The following is a 20,191-nucleotide window of genomic DNA, read 5'->3' on the forward strand; positions in this document are numbered from 1 at the left end:
AAAAAATACAGCCAACTAGTGGCTGCAAAATTAACTAAGGTATACTAATGAAAACTTTTTTACAAGCTTTATTATAATGTAGTTTTCTGAACACTAGCTTAACAGCTAGAATATTCTTATTAATTCTCTACTATAAACTTATCTTCATTTAAAATATGCTTGTCTATCCAATCTACAACAAATTCTAATATCTTCTTTACTGACTCATCTTGATTTAAATCTATTTCGTGTAAATCAATGTTATCAATAGATTTTATAAAATCTTCATGTATTACTTTATGTGATAAGAATTTTTTATATCCTATACTCAACATATATTCCTCTTCAGATTTGAAATGAAATATAGTATACTCTTTTAACTCCCCAAGTATTTCAGTAATTCTATCATACTTATCAAGTATAAAATCATTTGTTAATAGTTTATAAGCACGATCTGCTATTTCAAATAATTTTTCATGCTGCTCATCAATGCGTTTTACCCCAAGTTCATAATCCGCTTTCCATTTTACCATCAAATCACCTCAAGTAACAAAATTCTCTAATATTTTATCATATTGTGGCAATATATTATATATTTTTAATACTTAATGACTTTGGAAATACAGAATATAATTAAAAATCGCTTTTATTCAAACAGTAATAAACCTTATCATCATTCGCTTTATCATACTTAAATCCAGATTTTTCGATTACTCTTTTAGACTGATTATTGTTTACAAAGTGAGAACATACAATAGAATCAAGCTCTTCTTCATTAAAGGCATAATCAAGAACTTGTTTAAACGCTTCTGGCATTAAACCCTGTCCCCAATATTTTTGTGATAAAACACATCCTATTTCTTTTGAATTTATATATATTCCTTCTGAATATTTGTGTAATTCAATCCATCCAATTGTTTTATTAGTATTTTTTAATTCAACTGCCCATAATGAATCAGAAGAATCTATGATAAATTGCTTCAATATCTTTAAGCTCTCTTCTTTGTTATTCTTCACACTAAAGCCTGCTAAATTTGCAACTTTTTCATTTGACATAAATTCATGTAAATCATCTAAATCAGAAATTTTCCAAGGTCTTAAAATCAATCTATCACTCTCTAATATTCTCATTTCTAATTTATCCTCCAATATTTTGTCTAAATTGCATATTCACTTCATTAATCCAATATCACTTACATTTGTATACTTACTACTTATTATAAATTCCCTTTAGAGTATATTGCTCCAAAATATGTCCATCCATTTCATGATATAATTCATTTAATAAAAATCCTTTTTTTAGATTTAGCAGTTTATCTAAAGCAAAAACATAAAACTCATAAACATGTGCTTTATCTGGTGGTGTCATACCACCATAATAACAAGAAAGTTCTTTTGATTGCTGATTCCCCTGCAAGCTAGTCCAGCTATTTGTGCCTTGTATAAAATCCTCTGCTGTCTGGCTCTCATTATCTTTCAATTCACTCCTTGTAATATTGGCTGCAAGCCAATGTATCCAGGCAAAACCTCCTGTTACTGGATAGGCATCTTTATCTTCTAATACTATTGCAAATGAAGCAGTATTTACTGGAGCATTTTCAATTTTTAATGGAAGAGAAAAAGTTGGAACTCCATTCTCATTAAAATGTTCTCCACGACTACCATATTGATCTTGAATAATCCCATTTATAATACCTGCACTTGTTGCTATCATATATATTACCTCCAAAGCTATTATTTATAGGCAAATTATAGCAAAGAGCTTTTATAACGTAAATTACTAACTTTTTTGTGGGTATTACTCTGGAATAACCCTTTTTTCAATCAATGTCTTTTCCATACCATGTTCCTTTAAGTAATCAATTCCAATGGACTGCATGATTTTTAAGGCATCTATAATCTTCATTCCCATATCTATTGTTAAAGAGTACTCCACACGAAGAGGATAACCATCAAATGATTTCTTTTCCACAAATCCATAATCAATTAATTCTTTTAATTGCTCTAATAGCATTTTTTGATTAATCCCATCAATATCTCTTTCTAACTTAGCTAATGATGTAGGGCCTAATCGCAATCGCCATAATATAATAGATTTCCATTTTCCTTTAATCATATCGTGTACTAGTTCTAAAGGACACGTATATTCTTCTCTTATTTTCATTGTATCTCCTAAAAATAAATTCTTATTTATACTACCTTTGCAGGTAATTCACTTTTATATAACCAACCCATTTATCTTGAAGCTCCTCTTCTGTCATTCCAAAAATCTCTACAATACTATTGGGCGTCTTTATTAAGTTTCGCAACTTTTCATATCCAAATAGTTTAATTATTGATTCTACTATGGTATATGAGTATTGATATCCATTACGTGCAAAGAAAGTTTCAAAATCCGCTCCTGTATCTAGTTCTTTAAATGTAGGAATAATATTATTTTCTAATCCATTTTGAACAGTTTTTATTATCCAGTTTTCATTATTGTCTTTTGCTTCATAACATGCTATTCCTTCATTAAGCCATCTAGGTGTATTATCATTTATCTTATTTACTATCATGTGTACAAATTCGTGAACTGCTGTATTTAATACGTTATAAAAATCAGAACCTGGTGGTGGATTTAAAGGTGATGCTATTACAATTTTCCCCACCCCAATTCCGCCTCTCACCCAGTCAGGCGCATTTGGAAATCCTAATGCCATATGAAGTTCATTATGGTCTGGGTGTATTTCTATAGTTAATTTTTCGTTAAGTTGCATATTTAAGTTATTAGTAATCCTATTATAGTTATCTTCAAGGACATTAGACACTTTATCTATGCACTCTTTATCAAATTCAGTGTAACGAATTATGAAATTTTGAGTTTCTTTTCTTAAATTTAGTTTATAATCTTTCTCTCTATTAACATTTTTAATTTCTAGATTATCTAAGTATTCCTCTACTTTTCCTGCCATTTTAATTTTACTCCTTTAATGATATTTTTACATATAAACACATATCTTTATGTAGCAATCATATTTATTCAATAATAATACAACTTCTCTATATATTAATTTTAAATTTTCAATAATATTATAGAATTGCATATTTGTTTCATAACCATTCTAATTATCTTTCTATACAAAGTTAAAATAATTAATTACAATAAGAATCATCAAAATATAAAATAATCAGAAACCATTGCAAACATCTCATCTTTGCTTCTCATCTTACTAAAAAGATGTAAGCAACCTGCTAGTCCAAAATATAGTCCACCTGCTACAGCTGCTGCTAATCGAAATTCTAGAAACGGAAGTGATAATATTCCAATCAGGCCTAAACTTATATTCGCAAACCCAACTTCTCTAACAATGCGAAAACTTTTCTCTTCATTTAATTTAAATATTTCTTTTGCTGTAAATGAAGGATTTATTGATTGCTTTAATCCTGCTGTAAATAATCTTAATCCAACTCCAGAGAAAACAAACCATTTAAAAATCAAACTAAAAGGACTGATTTCAGATCTATTAATACGAATATTAATGATAAATGCAATTATAGGTAGAAGTATAAAAAATATAATTACTGATATTTCATATAAACCAATTTTCTTCATTTATTCTTCCCCTCCTATATCTGAATTTTTAGATATAATGATAACATCTGTAAATAACTTTTAGATTGAAATTTAACGATATTTGCGATAGTAGAAGTAACTATCGCTCTCCATATTAGGTTGATTGTGACCAATTGGAGTTCTTTTCTCAAACAATTTAAATTGCGCTTTTTCTGCCACTTTACATGACGCGATATTTTCACAATCGATAGTAAGAATCATATATGGAATGTCTGATACGCTTATGCACCATTCATACAATGCTCTTAGTGCTTCTGTTGCATATCCATTTCCAACATGATCTTCATCTATAAAATATGCCATTTCAACTTCATTTAGTGTATCTTCTAATCCCATTCCAACCATACCAATTAACTCATCTGTTTCCTTTAATGTCACAGCATATCGTTTATTTTCATAAATATCCTTTGAATCCTTTTGTGTCTGAAGCCAATCAATATAACCTGAAAGCCTTCCTTTAACAGTGCTATTTTCAGACCAGTCTTTCATAAATCTTATTACATCTTTTTGCCATATGATTTTCATTAAATTTTCTTTATCTTTATGTTGAAAATCACGAATAATTAATCTCTCTGTATTTATTAGCATATTTTTCACCTCATCTTAAAATAATACTTTTTTCATTCTCTTTATTAATATAAAACTCTCTATAAAAATATAAATTATCATAATAATTAATGGCATAATTAAATTAGCTATATTAAAATGCATAAGATCTAAATATGCTGTTGAAACTTCATTTATAGGAGGAAAAATCCACATCACATATTTTGAATATGGAACCTCATTAATTACTGGTCCTTTAATTATACTCATTAATACAATAAAGATTGCACCTAGTATGGCCATTTTTCTATTTGATATTATTCTTGGTTGCAATAGCATTCCAATTAATGCTCCTATTAATGATAAAAACATGTGGATAATAAATGAAACAAATATATCGCTGAATGTAACAGGATATTTAAAAACACTACAAATAGTAGGAATTCCAATAGACAGTGTAGAAAAAAATAATCCTACTACACCCATAAAAATAATTTTAGATATCCAGTAGCGTGTATGACTCTTTAACTTTAATATTAAAACTTCTTCCGCAATTAATTCTATATTGCTGCAATAAGTAAAACCAATCCATGTCATTAAGGCAAAGAGAAAGGCTGCTGAAGATACCATGCTGCCTACAATATCAAGGAATGCTACGGAATAAGAAATTGCCATATATATTATAAAAATAAAAAAAGGCATTATATATTTATGAGACTTCATGTACATTTTAAAATTATATTTTAATACTGATATTAACATAAGCTACATTCCCTTTACCTTTCAAAATACTTTAAAGTATAACCATTATTAATCATTTCTGTTAAAACCCTATTGCTTTCGCTTACTTTTGTTTTAAATTCTATATAATCTTCATTTTCATGATAATCGTAGATACCCTTAATATTTGAAGTTACAAAGGATTTATCTGCTTCTTTTCTGTAAAAAGTCATTGAAGCATATTCATCAGAGCTAATATCTGTCCTTTTAATTTCTAATATTTTAGAATCTTTAACCTGTAATATTCTACTAGACAATTGATCTATTAAAAATAATTCGTGACATGACATTATTACTGTAACGCCATCTTTTATAAGCTCTCTTACCATTCTAATAAACGTTTTTTGTGAATCACTGTCTTGTCCAGAAAGTGGTTCATCTAATAACAAAATATCTGGTTTTGACAAAAGGGCCTGAACTACCGAAATCTTCTGCAGGGTTCCTTTAGATAAGTTTTTCATAGAAGTGTTTATCATATTTTCTAAGTTAAACTCCTTATATAAGTAATTAGTTTTCTTCACAAAATCATCTTTTGATATCCCTTCTATTTCTCCTATTAACTTAATATATTCACCCGCTTTTATGTTAAGCTGTGAAAAATTTTCCGGAATATAATTAAATTTAAGATTTTTATCTCTAATAACCTCTCCAGAAGTTATACTTGTAAGACCGCACAAAATCTTTATTAATGTGCTTTTCCCCATACCATTATGCCCTGTTAAAGCAATACTTTCGCCTTTCATTATATCTAAACTTACATCATCAAAAATCAATCTATTATCATATTTTTTCACTAAGTTTTTTATTTTTATTATTGGTATATTCATAATATGCCCCCATTTATTATAATAAGCATGACCACTTTCGTATTATACCACTTTTTACATAATAATAGAAATAATTACAAACGCCATTGATTTAATATCCCCTTTAAAGCTTAATGTACAATAGTTATATCGAATTATTTATTAAATATGTCATGTTACATAAGTTCTAAAATAGTAGCTCCACTAATTGTCTCTACTATTTTAGAATTTGTCTTATTTCTTGTAATCTGTATTTTAAACGTATTTTAATGCTAAATTATCCAGTTCTATTTTTAATTTTGAATTGTTAAGTTTAGCTGCAATTGTGGAAAATATCTCTTATGTAATAATCAAAGAATCATTTACCAATCATATATTAAGCAATAAAATAAACCCAACAGAAAACTTATATTCTCTGTTGGGTACAGCTTTATATAGAAATAATTGTTTTGCAGTTCTAATACATATTTCATTAAAAATAAAGAATGAACTATATTATTTATAACTTATCTATACTATTAATAATCTACTTTAAATTTTTACCAGTAAATGCTAAAGGAAGAATTTCTTCTAATGTATGTTCTAAATATTCTTCTGTGCTTTTAGCAATAATTATTTTAAAAGTCTTTAAATCACAGAACTCTGCCATAACTTGCCTACATACTGCACAAGGTGCACAAAAATCTCCTTCGCCAGGTTTTACCCCTTTTTTATTTCCTACTACTGCTATTGCAGTAAATTCTTTTTTTCCTTCAGAAATTGCTTTAAAGAAAGCTGTTCTTTCTGCACAGTTTGTTGGTGTAAATGCTGCATTTTCTATATTGCAGCCCTGATATATTGTTCCATCATCACAAAGTAAAGCCGCACCTACATTAAAATTAGAGTATGGAGTATAACAAAACTTTTGTGCCTCAAATGCTTTTTCTATCAATACTTTTGCATCTATCATATTTTATTACCAAACCTTTCTTTAAAATTCCAATATATTACTATATATTGAGGAATTAAATTGTACCACTATTATACAAGCATGTAAATATAATTTGATGCAATTTCATGTAGATGCTCAACTTTTAACCTGCACTTATGCAATAATCCACTGAAATTAGAAACATTGTTTATAGTGCATTTTCTTTGTATCTTTCACCTACACCTTCTATTTTTCTCCTAAATCTTATAATCTGTTTTCCATCAGAAATAAATAGCCCTAATAATGTTAAGATAATTCCTATAATTGAAATAAAGGTTATTTTCTCATGTAAAATAACAGCAGATGAAGCAGCAGTTATTACAGGGACTATATAAATATATATGCTTGTTTTCACGACTCCCAAAATCTTAACGGACCAATTCCAAGTTACAAAGCATAATGCAGATGCTCCAAAACCTAAATATAGGATATTCATTAGATTTGATACATTGGTAAATCTATATATTTGAAGCTTAAAATCACAAATAAATATGGCAGGTATAATAAAAATTAATCCATAAAAAAATACTTTTCGAGTACAGATAATGGTATTGTATTGAAATTGACTAATTTTCTTCATGACAACAGAATAAACAGCCCATAAAATAGCAGCAAGTATTGCTAATATATCACCAAATGGATTTAATTTTAAAACAAATTTTCCGTTAAACTCTATAAGAAGTATCCCTATTATTGCTATTGTAAGTCCAATGAAAAAGTATGATGTTAACTTTTCATTATCTAAAAATAGATTAGCAAAAACAGCTGTAAAAAATGGAGCAATTGAAATAATTACACCTACATTAGTTGCAAGGGTATAGTTCAATGCGATATTTTCACAAAGGAAATACAAGGTTACTCCTGCTAATCCAGCTGCTGCGAAATAAAGTTCTTGTTTCAATTTAGCCGTTTTTATATGATATGGGCATATGCAAAGCAATGTAAGATATCCAATTACAAATCTAAAGATTAAAATTTCAATTGGCGTAAAATCTTTTAATAATACTTTAGTTGAAATGAAGGTTGTCCCCCAAATTAATATTGTCATAACTGCTGATAAATGTCCTGCTTTAACTTTGTTATTACTCATTTTCTTTACTCCTACATCTATTAATAAAAATATTCATATACTGCTTTGGCGTTAATCCAATTAACTTTTTAAAAAAGTTTGTAAAATGACTTTGATCTGTAAACCCTGTTTTGAATGCTACGTCAATTGGGGCAATTCCTTGTTCCAGCATTTTTTTCGCCTTGCCAATACGAATTGTTTGAAGATAATTATATGGTGATATTCCCTTTTGCTTAGTAAAAGAGTGTAACAAATAATATTTACTTAATCCAGTTAGATTGCTTAATTGATTTAATGTTATATTTTCCATATAATTATTTTCTAGATAATCGCACACTGTCTTAATTTCTGCACTAGCTTCCTGTATAGTCATTTCAGAAACTGGGTTTGAATATTCCTTTATCAATTGCTCAATTATGAATAGAAACAATTCCTCTTTTTTTAAATTCCTCTCCTCCTCCATTATCATAAGATGTAACTCTTTTAAAGAAGATGTAACTTCATTACGGAATAAAACAAATTCCATAAAATTAGGCAGATATTCTTTTCCTGTTATTTCAAATGTGATTTTTTTCATAACATCTTTCTTAATATTAATGCACCTATAATCAAGCGTTCTGTCATCAATTTGTTCGCATGTATGAATATCACCAGGATTGAACACTATTAAATCCCCTGTTTCTATAATGTACTGCTTATTTTTGCAAGACAAATATCTTTTCCCATTCTCAATAAATCCAATAACATAATAGTCGTGAAAGTGATTTGGAAACTTCTGCATGATACCTTTAAAGTTATAAGCCTCTATGCTTAGCTCTGTATCAAAACAAACAGTCCTAACTTCGTTTAACATCTATTTTCCTCCTTTCCTTATGTCTATTTTCTAAGAATATCATAGAAATTAAAATAGTTCTTGTATGATGGTGTTCAACTTTTTATTTACCATGATTTCAGAAATTAATATGTACAATAATAGATTTTTATATATTCTTGCCACCGCTTATATGGAAACCTTTTAAATATTATGATATAATTTCCATGTATAATTCAATAGTTTTGTGGGCTACTGGTATCACTTACCTCTTTTTTGAAGGGAGGTGATACTTATCAGTAATGACGTTTTAACATTACTATTTCAAGGTGGATTATTCTTAATATCGCTGTTAACATTAATAGTGGTTCTTATAGAAAAAATCTCAAAAAAATAGTAGCCCCAGGTTCAATTGGAAGGCTACTATTTTTTAAATAAAAATCCTAGTGATACCAGTTGCCTAAGCAACTAGAATTATATACTATAGTGAAAAGCATATTGCAGTATGTTTTTCACTATTTTTATTTTTTTACTATTTACTTACACTATATGCAAGTTGTATTAAATAAATCATAGATTTATAATCTTACTTATATTATATCAATTTTAACAAAAAAATAAACACATATTTTTATTGAAATCTACATCTATAAAATATCTTATATATTATTATATTCCCTAAGGTTATTAGTCCTACTCAGTTATTTCTATTCTATTCCCATCTGGATCCAAAATACAACTTTCATAATATCCATCTCCAGTATAGCGAGGTTCACTTACTACCTTATAACCTGAATTTCTTAATGACTCAGTAAGATTATTAACTTTTTCAACACTGCCAACAGAAATGGCAATATGAATTAGTCCAATATATTGATTAATAGTATCATTTAAATTTGAAGGAATTGTTGGCATCTGCATAACTTCAAGTCTTGCTCCTGAATCAAATTTAATAAAATATGATTCAAATTGTTTTTTATGATTAGTATATTTATCTCCAGCAACTCCTTCAAAATAAGTAACATAAAAGTCTCTTAATTTTTCTATATCCTTAGTCCATATAGCCACATGTTCAATTTTCATATTTACACTTCCTTTACCTTTAGTATTAACTTTAAATTTCTGTGCTAATTTATTAAATTTAATTAAACGTTGTAATCATCAACATCAAACTCATTGTTTTTATAATAATATTTGCGGTCTTCTTCTGTAATCTCGCGTACAACTCTACATGGATTTCCTACTGCTATCACATTATCTGGAATATCTTTAGTAACTACACTTCCAGAACCAATTACAACATTATTTCCAATTTTAACACCTGGATTTATTACAACACTTCCCCCTACCCACACGTTATCTCCAATTATAACGTCAATTCCATACTCATAACCTGAATTTCTTGACTCTGGATGAATTGGATGCCCAGCAGTATAAATTGATACATTAGGTGCAAACAAAACATTCTCACCTATTATTACCTTTCCTACATCTAATATCGTGCAGTTATAATTAGCAAAAAAGTTATTGCCTACTTCAATATTTTTACCATAATCACAGTGAAATGGCTGCTCTATACAAACTTTATCACCAGTCTTACCTAAAATACCTTTGATAAGTTCCTCCATTCTATTCATTTCATCTGGACGAAGTAAATTATATTCATGTATTTTTAGCTTATTTTCCATTCTTTCTTCACCAAGTCCATCTAACCAAGCTTTATATGGTAATCCTGCTAGCATTCTTTCCTTTTGATTCATCTTTCTATTCCCCTTTTCTTTATCTATATAATTATTTTATTCTTCACCTTGAGGTACTTTGTATTTAAATATAGCAATTAATATTAAAGAAACACTATACACAACTGTAAATGCCAATGAAAATGCTATTCCATTTCTCATTGTTGCTGAATATATCATTCCTGCAATAACTCCTGCAATGCCTTGTACAAAGCTAATAAATGATATTCCTTCTGCAATTAGTTTATCATCTAAATGCCTCTGTGCAAACGCAAATGGAACAACTTGATGTATTCCAACTCCAATACCAATAATTGCAGTAGATAATATGATCACAAAGTAACTTGATATAAACAATGTTAATACATAAATAAGTGTTCCTATCAAAATAGCGCCTGACATCAGTATAAAAATTGCCTTTGTACAACCTTTCTTTGAAATATATATGCCAGAGGCACTTGATAATATCATAACAAATATATTGCAAGGAGCAAGAACAACAGCACTAATAGTAGTGTTTGCTCCTAAAACTGTCTGTGCATAAAGTGGTATGTAATTACCACTACATGAAATGCATGTAGCTATAAAAGTAATTAAAATAATTGTTAAATATCCCTTTTGTTTTAGTAATTTTACAATAAATAATTCTTTTTTATTTCTTCTATTTATATGAAGATTTTCTCCTTTATCATATTCCTTTATGCTGCTTTTTATAATGATTCTATTTTTTGTTTTACTTCTTGGCATAAAAAATCCCACAAATATCATTCCAATTATAAATAAAGGAAACAGTATAGCAAGGGATATCCTCCAACTCCATCTCTCTGTAAATATTCCACAAAGTACTGGACCCAAAATGAGCGTCAATGAATAAACTGTCTGCATAATTCCGATCCTAACTGGATACTCTTCTTCAGATACTATATCGTTTATCATTGTAAATACATTTGCAAAAAATAGTCCCCAAAAGAAACCTGAAGCTCCTCTAGCAATGAGAAATAGAGTTCCACTTGATGCTGCTGCACTAATTCCAACGCTTAAAGCAAACGTACCTACACTCCATATATACAATTGTTTACGTCCAAAATATTCTCCTGCTCTACCAGAAATAAGTAATGATATACTTCTTGCTAGTGGTTCTATTACAAACATAGCATTAAACAAATCTATCCTGCCATATTCACGAAAAGCTGTAGCCACATAAATTCCTGTGCTGCCAACAAGGTAGGATGCACATATATTTATTATAACAAGCCCAATAAATACTATATTTGCTCTCTCTAAGTGTACTCTTTTGGCTTTCATTTCTCTTTTTCCACCTTTTCAAATTAATATTACTACAGAAAAGATTTTAATTCTGATATAATATTCTCTTCATTCCTCTCACAATCAGTTCCCCCTATAGATATACTAGGTTTAGTTTTTCCATGAAAATCACTTTCTTCTTTAATTGCTTTCTTTCATTGTTTATATTATAATAATATTCCATAATTACTGCTAAAAATATAAGAATAAGCTATATTTTTATAACAATAGTATATTAATTGATATTCATACCGTTTGGAGGGGCGACTATGTTGAAGATGACACTATTAAATGATAACTCAGAAGTTGTATCTTATAACTTTGCGGATTTTCCTATTCGTGCAAAAAAGTCCTTACTTTCAGACTACCCAGCTATGGCAGCTGCTAACCATTGGCATACTGACTGGGAATTCATCTTACTTTTAAATGGCAAAATGTCTTATTCTGTAAATGGTAAGAGCTATGAATTACAAGAAGGGCAGGCAATTTTTATAAATTCTGAACAGATGCATTATGGATATTCTGCTGATGGTTCTGATTGTAATTTTATATGTATTTTGTTTCCCCCATCCCTTATTTCTAGCATTACAAGAATTAAGAAAACTTATATACTGCCAGTATGTGAAGACACATCCAATCCATTTTTTATATTGCATCCCGAAATCACTTGGCAGAGAAACTTGATTGAGCTTTTGAAAAACATTTATGAATTATGTAATGAAGAAAAAGATGGATTTGAATTACATGTCATGAGCCTTTTTAATACAATATGTTTTAGCCTTTATAACAATATAAAAGATAGCATTTCCATTCAAGAAACAGCTGATGACAAAAAACTTGAAGCTATGCATAATATGACAGGATATATACAGAAAAATTATCAAAAAAGAATCACTTTAAATGAAATTGCTGCTGCTGGAAATGTATGTCGTAGTAGCTGTTGTGATATTTTTAAGCTTATTTTGAATAAGACTCCTGTTTCCTATTTAACAGAATATCGTCTAGAAAAGAGTATTGAACTCCTAAAGATTTCTTCCCTTTCAGTTACTGAAATAGCACTTCAATGTGGATTTACAGGCTCAAGCTATTTTACGGAAATATTTCATAAAACAATAGGGTGTACTCCTTCAGAATACAGAAAAAAGAAATTTAATATTTTATGATAAAAAAGATTAGTACATGATGAGGAAAACATTGTAGTCAGAGAAATATTCTGAAAGTTGGCATTCCATTCCCCTCATCTGTAAATAAGAAATGTTGGTACATATTTTTGTGTAGACATCCTATCCTCCTTGATCTTTAATACCTTTTAATACAGTAACTTATTAGGAAGATAGAATTTGTCTACTTTTTATATAACTCTTTTTGACTTTATTCTACCATTTAATCTTCAATTAACAGATTTTAATCCTCTATGGTCTGTTTTATTTTTATAATTTCAGACATTATTTATATCATTAGTGCTACACACAATTTACCGATACTTTGATTACTACTTTTCTTATCTTTTCATTTTTTTCATAATTACATGCAGGTCTATGGACATCATAAGGAAAAAATATAGCAAAAGTACCAGGATTCATTTTTAAATAGATTTCATCTTTAATATCATTTTCATAAAAGACATTATCATCTTTCTCTAATAGATTGTCGCTAATTTTCTGCTCTCCTGTCTTTCTAGCAAACCCAATAATCTCTTTGCCCTCAAGAGAATATTGTATATCTATAAATTTACCATGCGTTTCTGGCTTTCTTTCATCCAAAAGCGCAGTTTCTGTTTCAAATACCTTTGCAAAAATTTCGTTTCCTTGAATTTCATAGGTTCCATTTTCTAATGCACTAAAATTAGTATTTTTTAAAAACTCAAGAGCTTTAACTATTGCTGCTGGATATATATTCTTTTCAATTTCTAAATGATTCAAATCTCCAAATATCATTTTATAATCACTCCTTCATCTATAAATTTAACAATTCATTCCAAACACCGTCATCTACAATAATTCCATTTTTCATTTGATCTTCTCTTTTATTCTTTGAATTTTCTCCAGGATAATATATTTCTCCACCATCTTTTGTTGGTTGAGCCGATTTAATATATTCTACAGTGTTGTCAAGTAATTGTTCAACCTGCTCTTTTCCTAATATTTTATATGGGTCTATTGCAATAAATACCTGATTGCAACTTCCACAGCTTCCTTTTTGAACTTTATCTATTTCAGCAGTAGCTAATCCACCTGATATTACAGCTGATATTACATCTAATAATATCGAAAACCCTGATCCTTTCCAGTAACCCATAGGTAATATTCTCATACTTTCTTCAATTGGCCCTGGTTCTGAAGTTAAATTGCCCTCTTTATCAAATCCTCCAGGGAAAGGAAGCAATTCATTTTTTAATCGTGTAACTTGTAATTTCCCATAAGAATATTGAGACATCGCCATATCTAGAACGATATTCCCCTTTTCTCTTGGAACTGCCATAATAAAAGGATTATTTCCTACACAAGTGCTTTTAGCTCCCCATGCAGGCATACAAGATTCTGTGTTTGTCCACAAAATACCTATATACCCTTTATTAGCAGCATCCCATCCATATGTTCCGCCTCTCATCCAGTGAGTTGTATTTTTTAGAGTAACAAGTCCAATTCCCTGACTTGAAGCTATTTCCATTGCACGATTCATTGCAAACTTAGCATTAAGTATTCCTGGCCCCATATTTCCATCGTAGTTTTCTACTGAAGAAAATTTATTTACCAAAGTAGGCTCCGCATTAACATCAACCCACCCTTTTTTTGCGTAATCAACAAATCTGCTAACACGATTTAACCCGTGTGAATAAACTCCATCTGCACTGCTTTCTGTGTGAATTTGTGCACAAATATCAGCTTTTTTCTCATCCATTCCAACTGATAACAACACACGCTTAATTTCATTTTTCATTGTTTCAAAAGATACTCTTGTCATAAACAAATCCTCCATTTCATTTTTTGTGTAAATTCTCGCATTACTTAAACCTTTACATAATTAATACTTTTGTTTGATAATTTTATAGCTTGTGTAAGTTTTCTAACACTAGATAATTTTTTATAAACTTTTATTTTTTATTAATTTATAATGTTATTACTCTATAAATTTCATTTAATTATCAAAAGTCAGTACTATTTTTCTAATACTAGGATCCCTACTATCTACGAAATCAAATGCCTTTTGTGCATCTAAGAAATTAAATTTATGAGAAATGCTATTTGTTAAATCTAACTTTCCTTCTGCAACTAAGTTAAGAACCTCCTGGAACTTTTTATTTTGTAATCTAGATCCTCTTACATCCAATTCTTTTGCAGTAATTTTGAATTGTGTAACAGCTGTTGGTTCTATAGAGAATCCCATTGTAATTACTCTACCTGCATTTCCTGTTAATTCTAAAAGTGTAGCAAGAGAATCTTTTGTGCAAGCTGCATCTATAGAAACTGTTGGGCCGTATCCTCCAGTTAATTCTCTAGCCCTTGCTACAACATCTTCTTTTAAAAGATTAATTCCATATGTGGCACCATTTTTCTTCGCTTCTTCTATTTTTTCATCTACTACATCTACTACTATAATAGTGGCACCACTTAATCTTGCAATCTTTAATATGCTACTGCCTAGAGCACCACATCCAAGAATAAGTAATGTATCTTCTTTGGTAAGTTCTGCTCTTGAACAACTTTGTACTGCAATAGTAGCAGGCTCAATCATTACTGCATCTTCATATGATAAATTATCTGGTAATATATATACATCAGATTCTGGTACTGCAATATACTCACGATATCCACCATGAATGTGTACTCCTCTTACCTTTAGGTTAGCACAAACATTTCCTCTTCCTTTCCTACATGCATAACACTCGCCACAATTTACCACTTGATCTACAATTACTCTATCTCCAGCTTTAATCTTAGTAGCATTACTACCAACCTCTACTACTTCGCCTACCATTTCATGACCAATAACTCTTGGATAAGTTGCTGCTGCATTCTGCCCATGATAAATATGAACATCAGAGCCACAAATTCCGGCTGCTTTCATTTTTATTAATACATTATCATGCTCAGTTATTACAGGCTTATCCATTTCTATTATTTGCAAATCATTTGGTTTGTTAATTATAACTGTTTTCATAAGACTTTCCCCCTTTTTATAGCCAAGCTTCTAATTAATACAGAAGAATAGGCAACGTTTTCGTAAAACTCAGCGTATTATTAAGATACTAAATCATTATCTTAAATTTTACATTTTCAACTTATAATAGTTCTGTAATCACCTCGTTTAAATATTTGATTTATAAGAGTTTTTTAAGATAGCCCTTTTGTAGTTCATACTTTTCAAAATTAACAAATTCAGACATTAATTTATGATTTTCAAACATATATTATTTGTATAATTTCATTTAATCTAATGAAACTTTTTCTAGAACTATTGCAATAGTATAGAATAAGAAATTATAATAGAAACAGCTATCTAGGCTCTGATATTATGTTCTTCATCTTCATGTATATTGTATATTAATTCGATTACATAAAACATGTACAATGTGATTATATTTGTACTATATTACTATATCTTATAGAGAACTTATACATGCTCAGTTATTTAATACTTGATCGAATACTAGCCATATATAAGTCAATAATTTAAATTACTTACCTACATAAATTAAAAACATAACATTTAGAAAGGAGCGATTCTTATTAACTTATTCAAAATAGAAGATTTCGAAAATATCTTTACACAAATTACATATGTAGCCAATCGTGAATGTACTCCTAATTGGCAATTCAAAGGTTCACCCATCTACGATAAACATAACATTATTTTGGTTTATGATGGTGAAGCTGTATTAACATGTAATAACGATGAATTTAAAGTTACTAAAGGAAGTCTTGTATATTACAGACCAGGCGATTCTCGTAAAGGATATACTTTTCCAGATAACTTAATGAAATGTTATACTATAGATTTCCTATATACATTACCTTATTTTAATGGTGATAGTTGGGAACTGCGTAATGCAGAATTACCTTTTTCCAGCATAAATAAGATTGAAGATAAGTTCTTATTTTCTCATCTGTTAGACTTATTTTCTAAATTCACAAGAACTTGGCTATTTGAAAAACATAATCGAGTTATTAAGGGTAGATCTATATTTTCAGAAATTTTATCTCTACTTTTACAAAGAAATTTCGAAAACGATTTTAATTACGATAGTATACGTAAAGTTGAAAAAGTAATTTCGTATATGACAGATCATTTTACTGATAAGTTAACATTGAATGATCTATCATTGGCTATTAATATAAGCCCATCCTATTTAGAAAATATTTTTAAGAACGTGACGGGAAAATCTCCTATTTCATATCTAATTGATATACGAATTCGTAAATCAAAAGATTTACTAAAGGATGGTCACACAGTATCTGATGTTTCATATTTAGTAGGATTTAATGATATTTTTTACTTTAGCAAATGCTTTAAGAAATATGTAGGAGTATCTCCTTCTCAATACAAATCAATTAACATAAGTTCGATGGAATGATTTAAGAAGAGCAATATACAGGGCTGTAAATCTTAGAAGTTCTAAACTCTTTAGTTTAATAGTTTTGTTAAATAACATGAATCACAAATTGTATGACCAACTATTATCATAATAGCTTATTGGAGGTATAGTATCTAAGATAGCATCTCCATATTTATGTTATAATAAATTTAATATATAAATCGTAAATTATAATAAAAGAAAGGAGTAATACTCTTGGATAATATAAAATGTGAGCGTAGAATATATAGTTTTAAAAGTAATACTCATGCTCATGAATATGGACAACTTATCTTGCCACTTAAAGGTTCCCTTTCTATAGAAACTGATTATAAGAAATTAGATTTAAAAGATGATTCATTATTCTTTCTTCCTCCAGATTGCAAACATACTTTTAATGCTGATAATACTAATGAATTCTTAGTATTGGATATACCTGATAAGATGCTCAACAAATATGACATGGAAAAAATGTGTGGTGGACAGGATATTTTGTTTGATGAAAAATGGAAGGCAATAAGATATTTATTGTTAAATGAAGCTGATGTTCACAAAACATCTAGTTCCATAAATAACTTATTCCTCTACTTTTATAATTTTATTACTACTGAAAATTCACCTAATTCCATTAAATATATTAATGATAATTTTACCGAAGATATTGATTTAAAAAAGCTAGCAGATATAGAGCATTACAACGTTAGTTATTATAGTGAATGGTTTAAAAATAATATGAATGTCTCTCCTACTGAATACATACAAAATTTAAGAGTAAAAAGAGCAAAAGAACTCCTTTTAAATACAAACTTAACAGTTTTGCAAATTTCTCAAATGGTTGGCTATGAACACAATTCATCATTTACCAAGGTATTTAAAAACCTAGAAAAAATATCACCTGCCGAGTTTAGAAGAAACATCAAAGAATAGACTAAAAACCAACTGTATTTTAGCAAAGATTTATCTAACAGAAGCGATATAATATAGATAACCCAACTAAGGCCTGAACTTATGCATATAACTCGCCGAAATGAATAACATACTTTTGTTCCAGTTTCTAGGTAATTCTGATGGGTGATTCTAAGGCTATAAAGTTGCACCCAAAATGCTAGCCTCAAAGAACAAGCTTTGAACTAGCACATTTGGAACAACTTATAGCCAAAGAATCACATCCATCAAAATTACCAATGAAACATTCCACAAAAATATATTACCCATTTCTAGTTGGGATATATTTCATAGTATAAATCTAATTTATAATTAGACTTATGTGATAAGTTACCGAAATCATAAATATTTTGATTCCGAAAAGCTATGAAAATATATTTTTGATTTCTAATGAAGATACAAACTTAAAGTTTTAATAACTTTGTAAATATGTTCATCTAATAAGCCTAATTCTGAATTGATTTATCTATATAGATTTCCAAAATAGTAGTCGTACTTATTGTATGAACTTACCTAAAATTATAAATGTTAAAAGAAATAGTTTGTATAAAGAGAGGATATGCTTTAGTATGAAAGAAAAAATTACTAAATTGATAAAAAACTTTGTTAAAGAATATGAGGAGCAAGATAATATTTCAACAAAATGGGGTGAGCCTTTAGTAGGTTTTGCTGATGCTAATAATCCTTACATTTTAAATTTTAAGAAGCTTATTACACCAACTCATAAATTACCAACCGATGTACTTTCCGATGCATCAATTGTCATAGCATACTTTGTCCCATTCACTAAAGAATTGGCTATAACCAATGGAGCTCCTGGTGATGTTTCCTCTCCCGAATGGGCACTAGCTTATGAAGAAACTAATGCAATGTTTGTTAAGCTTAATGGATATATGATATCAGAACTACGAAAACTCGGATATCATGCAGATATTTCACCAGAGGCTTCTACATTTGACCAGAAGATATTAAAAAGCAATTGGTCTCATCGTCATTTTGCAAAAGCTGCTGGTCTTGGAACCTTTGGTATCAATAACATGCTTATAACTCAGGTTGGATGCTGCGGAAGATATAGCACCATTGTGACAAATCTAGATGTAAAAGCAGATTCGCCTTTAAAAGAAGATCTTTGCCTGTATAAAAAGAATGGAAGCTGTGGTGTATGTGTAAAACATTGTCCATCAGGTGCATTGACTTTAGATGGATATGACAGACACAAATGCTATGTGGTACTAATGAAAAATGCAGAATTGTATACAGAGTTTGGAAGTTCTTACACCGACGAATCTGGTGATGAGCCAAACAGTATAGGTAGTGAAGTATGTGGAAAGTGCGTAGTAAATACACCATGCACATTTTTTATCAAATAGCTTGCATCTATGGCCTTCCCTCTCCACTATAAATAGACTATTTAATAAACTCAAAAGTTTATATATAAAATTCTTCTACCACAATATAAAATGCCCTAAAAGTGAGAACCCAAATATAAAACTTGCCTTCTCACTTTTAGGGCATAACTTTTCATGAATATTTTTATTACATCCTCACATAATAATTTTAGTTATATAGTATATACCTTAAAATTATGAAAGAAGGCTTATCAAATGAAAAAATTCATATATACTCTTTCTGTCTTTTTACTTATATCATTTACCTTTAATACAATAACAATTACTGCCCAGTTAAAAACTTATTCTCAAGGCTTTTATGCCATGAAAGATTTGAATTTAAGAGAAAATATTAGTTATAAGGTTCAGAATCATGAGCCCTACGTTGACGGACTATTAATTATTGTTGATGCTGATAGAAAAATACAACAACTCATTCGAATACCCGCTAACTCCACTGAAATTCCTATAGCACCTCTTAAATATGATTATAAGTTTATAATATATAATAATGTTCTTTTGACATTTTCTTAAAAGGCACTTATGCAGTGCCTCTTTAATTTACTTTAATGCTCAATTTTCTATAAGAACTAAATCGCTAAAAGCGACGGCTTGGTTTAGTGATTAAATAAAATTTTATATGGAAAAAATAAGAAGTGAAG

At 29.2% G+C, this 20,191-nt stretch carries 24 protein-coding genes; 6 read left to right on the top strand and 18 right to left on the bottom strand.

Annotated features, from left to right (window positions below; genetic code table 11):
• Positions 1-119: 119 nt before the first annotated feature.
• The 12 genes from ACJDTP_RS13745 to ACJDTP_RS13800 form a co-directional block, all read right to left on the bottom strand.
• Entirely contained in the window at positions 120-512 is a 393-nt protein-coding gene (locus ACJDTP_RS13745; RefSeq protein ID WP_171771988.1) for a bacteriohemerythrin, read from the bottom strand.
• A gap of 100 nt (positions 513-612) precedes the next feature.
• The gene (locus ACJDTP_RS13750) at positions 613-1,110 is read right to left on the bottom strand and encodes a GNAT family N-acetyltransferase (RefSeq protein ID WP_406761518.1); all 498 of its coding nucleotides are present in this window, start codon (positions 1,108-1,110) and stop codon (positions 613-615) included.
• A 79-nt stretch (positions 1,111-1,189) separates the two neighbouring features.
• Positions 1,190-1,693, bottom strand: coding sequence for a YbhB/YbcL family Raf kinase inhibitor-like protein (locus ACJDTP_RS13755; RefSeq protein ID WP_406761519.1), 504 nt, complete (start codon positions 1,691-1,693; stop codon positions 1,190-1,192).
• Between the two features lie 84 nt (positions 1,694-1,777).
• Complete coding sequence (locus ACJDTP_RS13760; RefSeq protein ID WP_078116618.1) at positions 1,778-2,143, bottom strand: winged helix-turn-helix transcriptional regulator; 366 nt, start codon at positions 2,141-2,143, stop codon at positions 1,778-1,780.
• 31 nt (positions 2,144-2,174) lie between these two features.
• Positions 2,175-2,933, bottom strand: a complete 759-nt coding sequence (locus ACJDTP_RS13765; protein WP_406761520.1) for a peptidase MA family metallohydrolase — start codon at positions 2,931-2,933, stop codon at positions 2,175-2,177.
• 200 nt (positions 2,934-3,133) lie between these two features.
• Entirely contained in the window at positions 3,134-3,574 is a 441-nt protein-coding gene (locus tag ACJDTP_RS13770) for a DUF6790 family protein (RefSeq protein WP_406761521.1), read from the bottom strand.
• Between the two features lie 72 nt (positions 3,575-3,646).
• A complete protein-coding gene (locus tag ACJDTP_RS13775; RefSeq protein ID WP_406761522.1) occupies positions 3,647-4,183 on the bottom strand; it encodes a GNAT family N-acetyltransferase in 537 nt (178 codons plus the stop codon).
• Between the two features lie 15 nt (positions 4,184-4,198).
• Positions 4,199-4,903, bottom strand: coding sequence for a hypothetical protein (locus ACJDTP_RS13780; protein ID WP_406761523.1), 705 nt, complete (start codon positions 4,901-4,903; stop codon positions 4,199-4,201).
• Between the two features lie 14 nt (positions 4,904-4,917).
• Complete coding sequence (locus ACJDTP_RS13785; protein ID WP_406761524.1) at positions 4,918-5,748, bottom strand: ATP-binding cassette domain-containing protein; 831 nt, start codon at positions 5,746-5,748, stop codon at positions 4,918-4,920.
• 505 nt (positions 5,749-6,253) lie between these two features.
• The gene (locus tag ACJDTP_RS13790; protein ID WP_012059610.1) at positions 6,254-6,676 is read right to left on the bottom strand and encodes a cytidine deaminase; all 423 of its coding nucleotides are present in this window, start codon (positions 6,674-6,676) and stop codon (positions 6,254-6,256) included.
• 169 nt (positions 6,677-6,845) lie between these two features.
• Positions 6,846-7,787 carry a DMT family transporter gene (locus tag ACJDTP_RS13795; RefSeq protein WP_406761525.1) on the bottom strand — a complete coding sequence of 314 codons (942 nt, stop codon included), beginning with the start codon at positions 7,785-7,787 and terminating at the stop codon, positions 6,846-6,848.
• Entirely contained in the window at positions 7,780-8,619 is an 840-nt protein-coding gene (locus tag ACJDTP_RS13800) for an AraC family ligand binding domain-containing protein (RefSeq protein ID WP_406761526.1), read from the bottom strand. Before ACJDTP_RS13800 ends, ACJDTP_RS13795 begins: the two co-directional genes overlap by 8 nt.
• Before the next feature lie 244 nt (positions 8,620-8,863).
• Between ACJDTP_RS13800 and ACJDTP_RS13805 the strand changes: the two genes are divergently transcribed.
• Positions 8,864-8,974 carry a putative holin-like toxin gene (locus tag ACJDTP_RS13805; protein WP_236886675.1) on the top strand — a complete coding sequence of 37 codons (111 nt, stop codon included), beginning with the start codon at positions 8,864-8,866 and terminating at the stop codon, positions 8,972-8,974.
• Between the two features lie 296 nt (positions 8,975-9,270).
• On the opposite strand, the gene ACJDTP_RS13810 is transcribed toward ACJDTP_RS13805, so the two are convergent.
• From ACJDTP_RS13810 to ACJDTP_RS13820, 3 genes are all read right to left on the bottom strand, one after another.
• Positions 9,271-9,660, bottom strand: coding sequence for a VOC family protein (locus tag ACJDTP_RS13810; protein ID WP_406761527.1), 390 nt, complete (start codon positions 9,658-9,660; stop codon positions 9,271-9,273).
• Positions 9,661-9,722: 62 nt separating this feature from the next.
• The gene (locus tag ACJDTP_RS13815; protein ID WP_406761528.1) at positions 9,723-10,337 is read right to left on the bottom strand and encodes a sugar O-acetyltransferase; all 615 of its coding nucleotides are present in this window, start codon (positions 10,335-10,337) and stop codon (positions 9,723-9,725) included.
• 36 nt (positions 10,338-10,373) lie between these two features.
• Positions 10,374-11,621 (bottom strand): MFS transporter, encoded by a 1,248-nt coding sequence (locus tag ACJDTP_RS13820; RefSeq protein WP_406761529.1) that lies wholly within the window; start codon positions 11,619-11,621, stop codon positions 10,374-10,376.
• Between the two features lie 269 nt (positions 11,622-11,890).
• Here ACJDTP_RS13820 and ACJDTP_RS13825 point away from each other — a divergent pair, with 269 nt between their 5' ends.
• The gene (locus ACJDTP_RS13825) at positions 11,891-12,784 is read left to right on the top strand and encodes an AraC family transcriptional regulator (protein WP_406761530.1); all 894 of its coding nucleotides are present in this window, start codon (positions 11,891-11,893) and stop codon (positions 12,782-12,784) included.
• 300 nt (positions 12,785-13,084) lie between these two features.
• Here ACJDTP_RS13825 and ACJDTP_RS13830 read toward each other — a convergent pair whose 3' ends face one another.
• From ACJDTP_RS13830 to ACJDTP_RS13840, 3 genes are all read right to left on the bottom strand, one after another.
• A complete protein-coding gene (locus tag ACJDTP_RS13830) occupies positions 13,085-13,558 on the bottom strand; it encodes a NanQ anomerase/TabA/YiaL family protein (protein WP_406761531.1) in 474 nt (157 codons plus the stop codon).
• A gap of 19 nt (positions 13,559-13,577) precedes the next feature.
• Positions 13,578-14,585 carry a 3-dehydro-L-gulonate 2-dehydrogenase gene (gene yiaK / locus ACJDTP_RS13835; RefSeq protein ID WP_078116631.1) on the bottom strand — a complete coding sequence of 336 codons (1,008 nt, stop codon included), beginning with the start codon at positions 14,583-14,585 and terminating at the stop codon, positions 13,578-13,580.
• Between the two features lie 174 nt (positions 14,586-14,759).
• Complete coding sequence (locus ACJDTP_RS13840; protein WP_078116632.1) at positions 14,760-15,782, bottom strand: zinc-binding alcohol dehydrogenase family protein; 1,023 nt, start codon at positions 15,780-15,782, stop codon at positions 14,760-14,762.
• A 694-nt stretch (positions 15,783-16,476) separates the two neighbouring features.
• Here ACJDTP_RS13840 and ACJDTP_RS13845 point away from each other — a divergent pair.
• The 4 genes from ACJDTP_RS13845 to ACJDTP_RS13860 all read left to right on the top strand — a co-directional run bounded on the left by ACJDTP_RS13845 (position 16,477) and on the right by ACJDTP_RS13860 (position 20,063).
• A complete protein-coding gene (locus ACJDTP_RS13845; protein ID WP_406761532.1) occupies positions 16,477-17,196 on the top strand; it encodes a helix-turn-helix domain-containing protein in 720 nt (239 codons plus the stop codon).
• Positions 17,197-17,412: 216 nt separating this feature from the next.
• Positions 17,413-18,123 carry an AraC family transcriptional regulator gene (locus ACJDTP_RS13850; RefSeq protein WP_406761533.1) on the top strand — a complete coding sequence of 237 codons (711 nt, stop codon included), beginning with the start codon at positions 17,413-17,415 and terminating at the stop codon, positions 18,121-18,123.
• 587 nt (positions 18,124-18,710) lie between these two features.
• The gene (locus tag ACJDTP_RS13855) at positions 18,711-19,511 is read left to right on the top strand and encodes an epoxyqueuosine reductase (protein ID WP_406761534.1); all 801 of its coding nucleotides are present in this window, start codon (positions 18,711-18,713) and stop codon (positions 19,509-19,511) included.
• Positions 19,512-19,745: 234 nt separating this feature from the next.
• Positions 19,746-20,063: a hypothetical protein gene (locus ACJDTP_RS13860; RefSeq protein ID WP_078116636.1), complete on the top strand. Its 318-nt coding sequence runs from the start codon at positions 19,746-19,748 to the stop codon at positions 20,061-20,063.
• Positions 20,064-20,191 lie beyond the last annotated feature (128 nt).

Origin of the sequence: Candidatus Clostridium helianthi (genome assembly GCF_045310795.1) — a bacterium.
Lineage (GTDB): Bacteria > Bacillota > Clostridia > Clostridiales > Clostridiaceae > Clostridium > Clostridium helianthi.

Bases quoted from the DNA above. Each gene is read 5' to 3' on its own strand.
- ACJDTP_RS13745 (WP_171771988.1), bottom strand. From the start codon at position 512: ATGGTAAAATGGAAAGCGGATTATGAACTTGGGGTAAAACGCATTGAT.
- ACJDTP_RS13750 (WP_406761518.1), bottom strand. From the start codon at position 1,110: ATGAGAATATTAGAGAGTGATAGATTGATTTTAAGACCTTGGAAAATT.
- ACJDTP_RS13755 (WP_406761519.1), bottom strand. From the start codon at position 1,693: ATGATAGCAACAAGTGCAGGTATTATAAATGGGATTATTCAAGATCAA.
- ACJDTP_RS13760 (WP_078116618.1), bottom strand. From the start codon at position 2,143: ATGAAAATAAGAGAAGAATATACGTGTCCTTTAGAACTAGTACACGAT.
- ACJDTP_RS13765 (WP_406761520.1), bottom strand. From the start codon at position 2,933: ATGGCAGGAAAAGTAGAGGAATACTTAGATAATCTAGAAATTAAAAAT.
- ACJDTP_RS13770 (WP_406761521.1), bottom strand. From the start codon at position 3,574: ATGAAGAAAATTGGTTTATATGAAATATCAGTAATTATATTTTTTATA.
- ACJDTP_RS13775 (WP_406761522.1), bottom strand. From the start codon at position 4,183: ATGCTAATAAATACAGAGAGATTAATTATTCGTGATTTTCAACATAAA.
- ACJDTP_RS13780 (WP_406761523.1), bottom strand. From the start codon at position 4,903: ATGTTAATATCAGTATTAAAATATAATTTTAAAATGTACATGAAGTCT.
- ACJDTP_RS13785 (WP_406761524.1), bottom strand. From the start codon at position 5,748: ATGAATATACCAATAATAAAAATAAAAAACTTAGTGAAAAAATATGAT.
- ACJDTP_RS13790 (WP_012059610.1), bottom strand. From the start codon at position 6,676: ATGATAGATGCAAAAGTATTGATAGAAAAAGCATTTGAGGCACAAAAG.
- ACJDTP_RS13795 (WP_406761525.1), bottom strand. From the start codon at position 7,787: ATGAGTAATAACAAAGTTAAAGCAGGACATTTATCAGCAGTTATGACA.
- ACJDTP_RS13800 (WP_406761526.1), bottom strand. From the start codon at position 8,619: ATGTTAAACGAAGTTAGGACTGTTTGTTTTGATACAGAGCTAAGCATA.
- ACJDTP_RS13810 (WP_406761527.1), bottom strand. From the start codon at position 9,660: ATGAAAATTGAACATGTGGCTATATGGACTAAGGATATAGAAAAATTA.
- ACJDTP_RS13815 (WP_406761528.1), bottom strand. From the start codon at position 10,337: ATGAATCAAAAGGAAAGAATGCTAGCAGGATTACCATATAAAGCTTGG.
- ACJDTP_RS13820 (WP_406761529.1), bottom strand. From the start codon at position 11,621: ATGAAAGCCAAAAGAGTACACTTAGAGAGAGCAAATATAGTATTTATT.
- ACJDTP_RS13825 (WP_406761530.1), top strand. From the start codon at position 11,891: ATGTTGAAGATGACACTATTAAATGATAACTCAGAAGTTGTATCTTAT.
- ACJDTP_RS13830 (WP_406761531.1), bottom strand. From the start codon at position 13,558: ATGATATTTGGAGATTTGAATCATTTAGAAATTGAAAAGAATATATAT.
- yiaK (WP_078116631.1), bottom strand. From the start codon at position 14,585: ATGACAAGAGTATCTTTTGAAACAATGAAAAATGAAATTAAGCGTGTG.
- ACJDTP_RS13840 (WP_078116632.1), bottom strand. From the start codon at position 15,782: ATGAAAACAGTTATAATTAACAAACCAAATGATTTGCAAATAATAGAA.
- ACJDTP_RS13855 (WP_406761534.1), top strand. From the start codon at position 18,711: ATGAAAGAAAAAATTACTAAATTGATAAAAAACTTTGTTAAAGAATAT.
- ACJDTP_RS13860 (WP_078116636.1), top strand. From the start codon at position 19,746: ATGAAAAAATTCATATATACTCTTTCTGTCTTTTTACTTATATCATTT.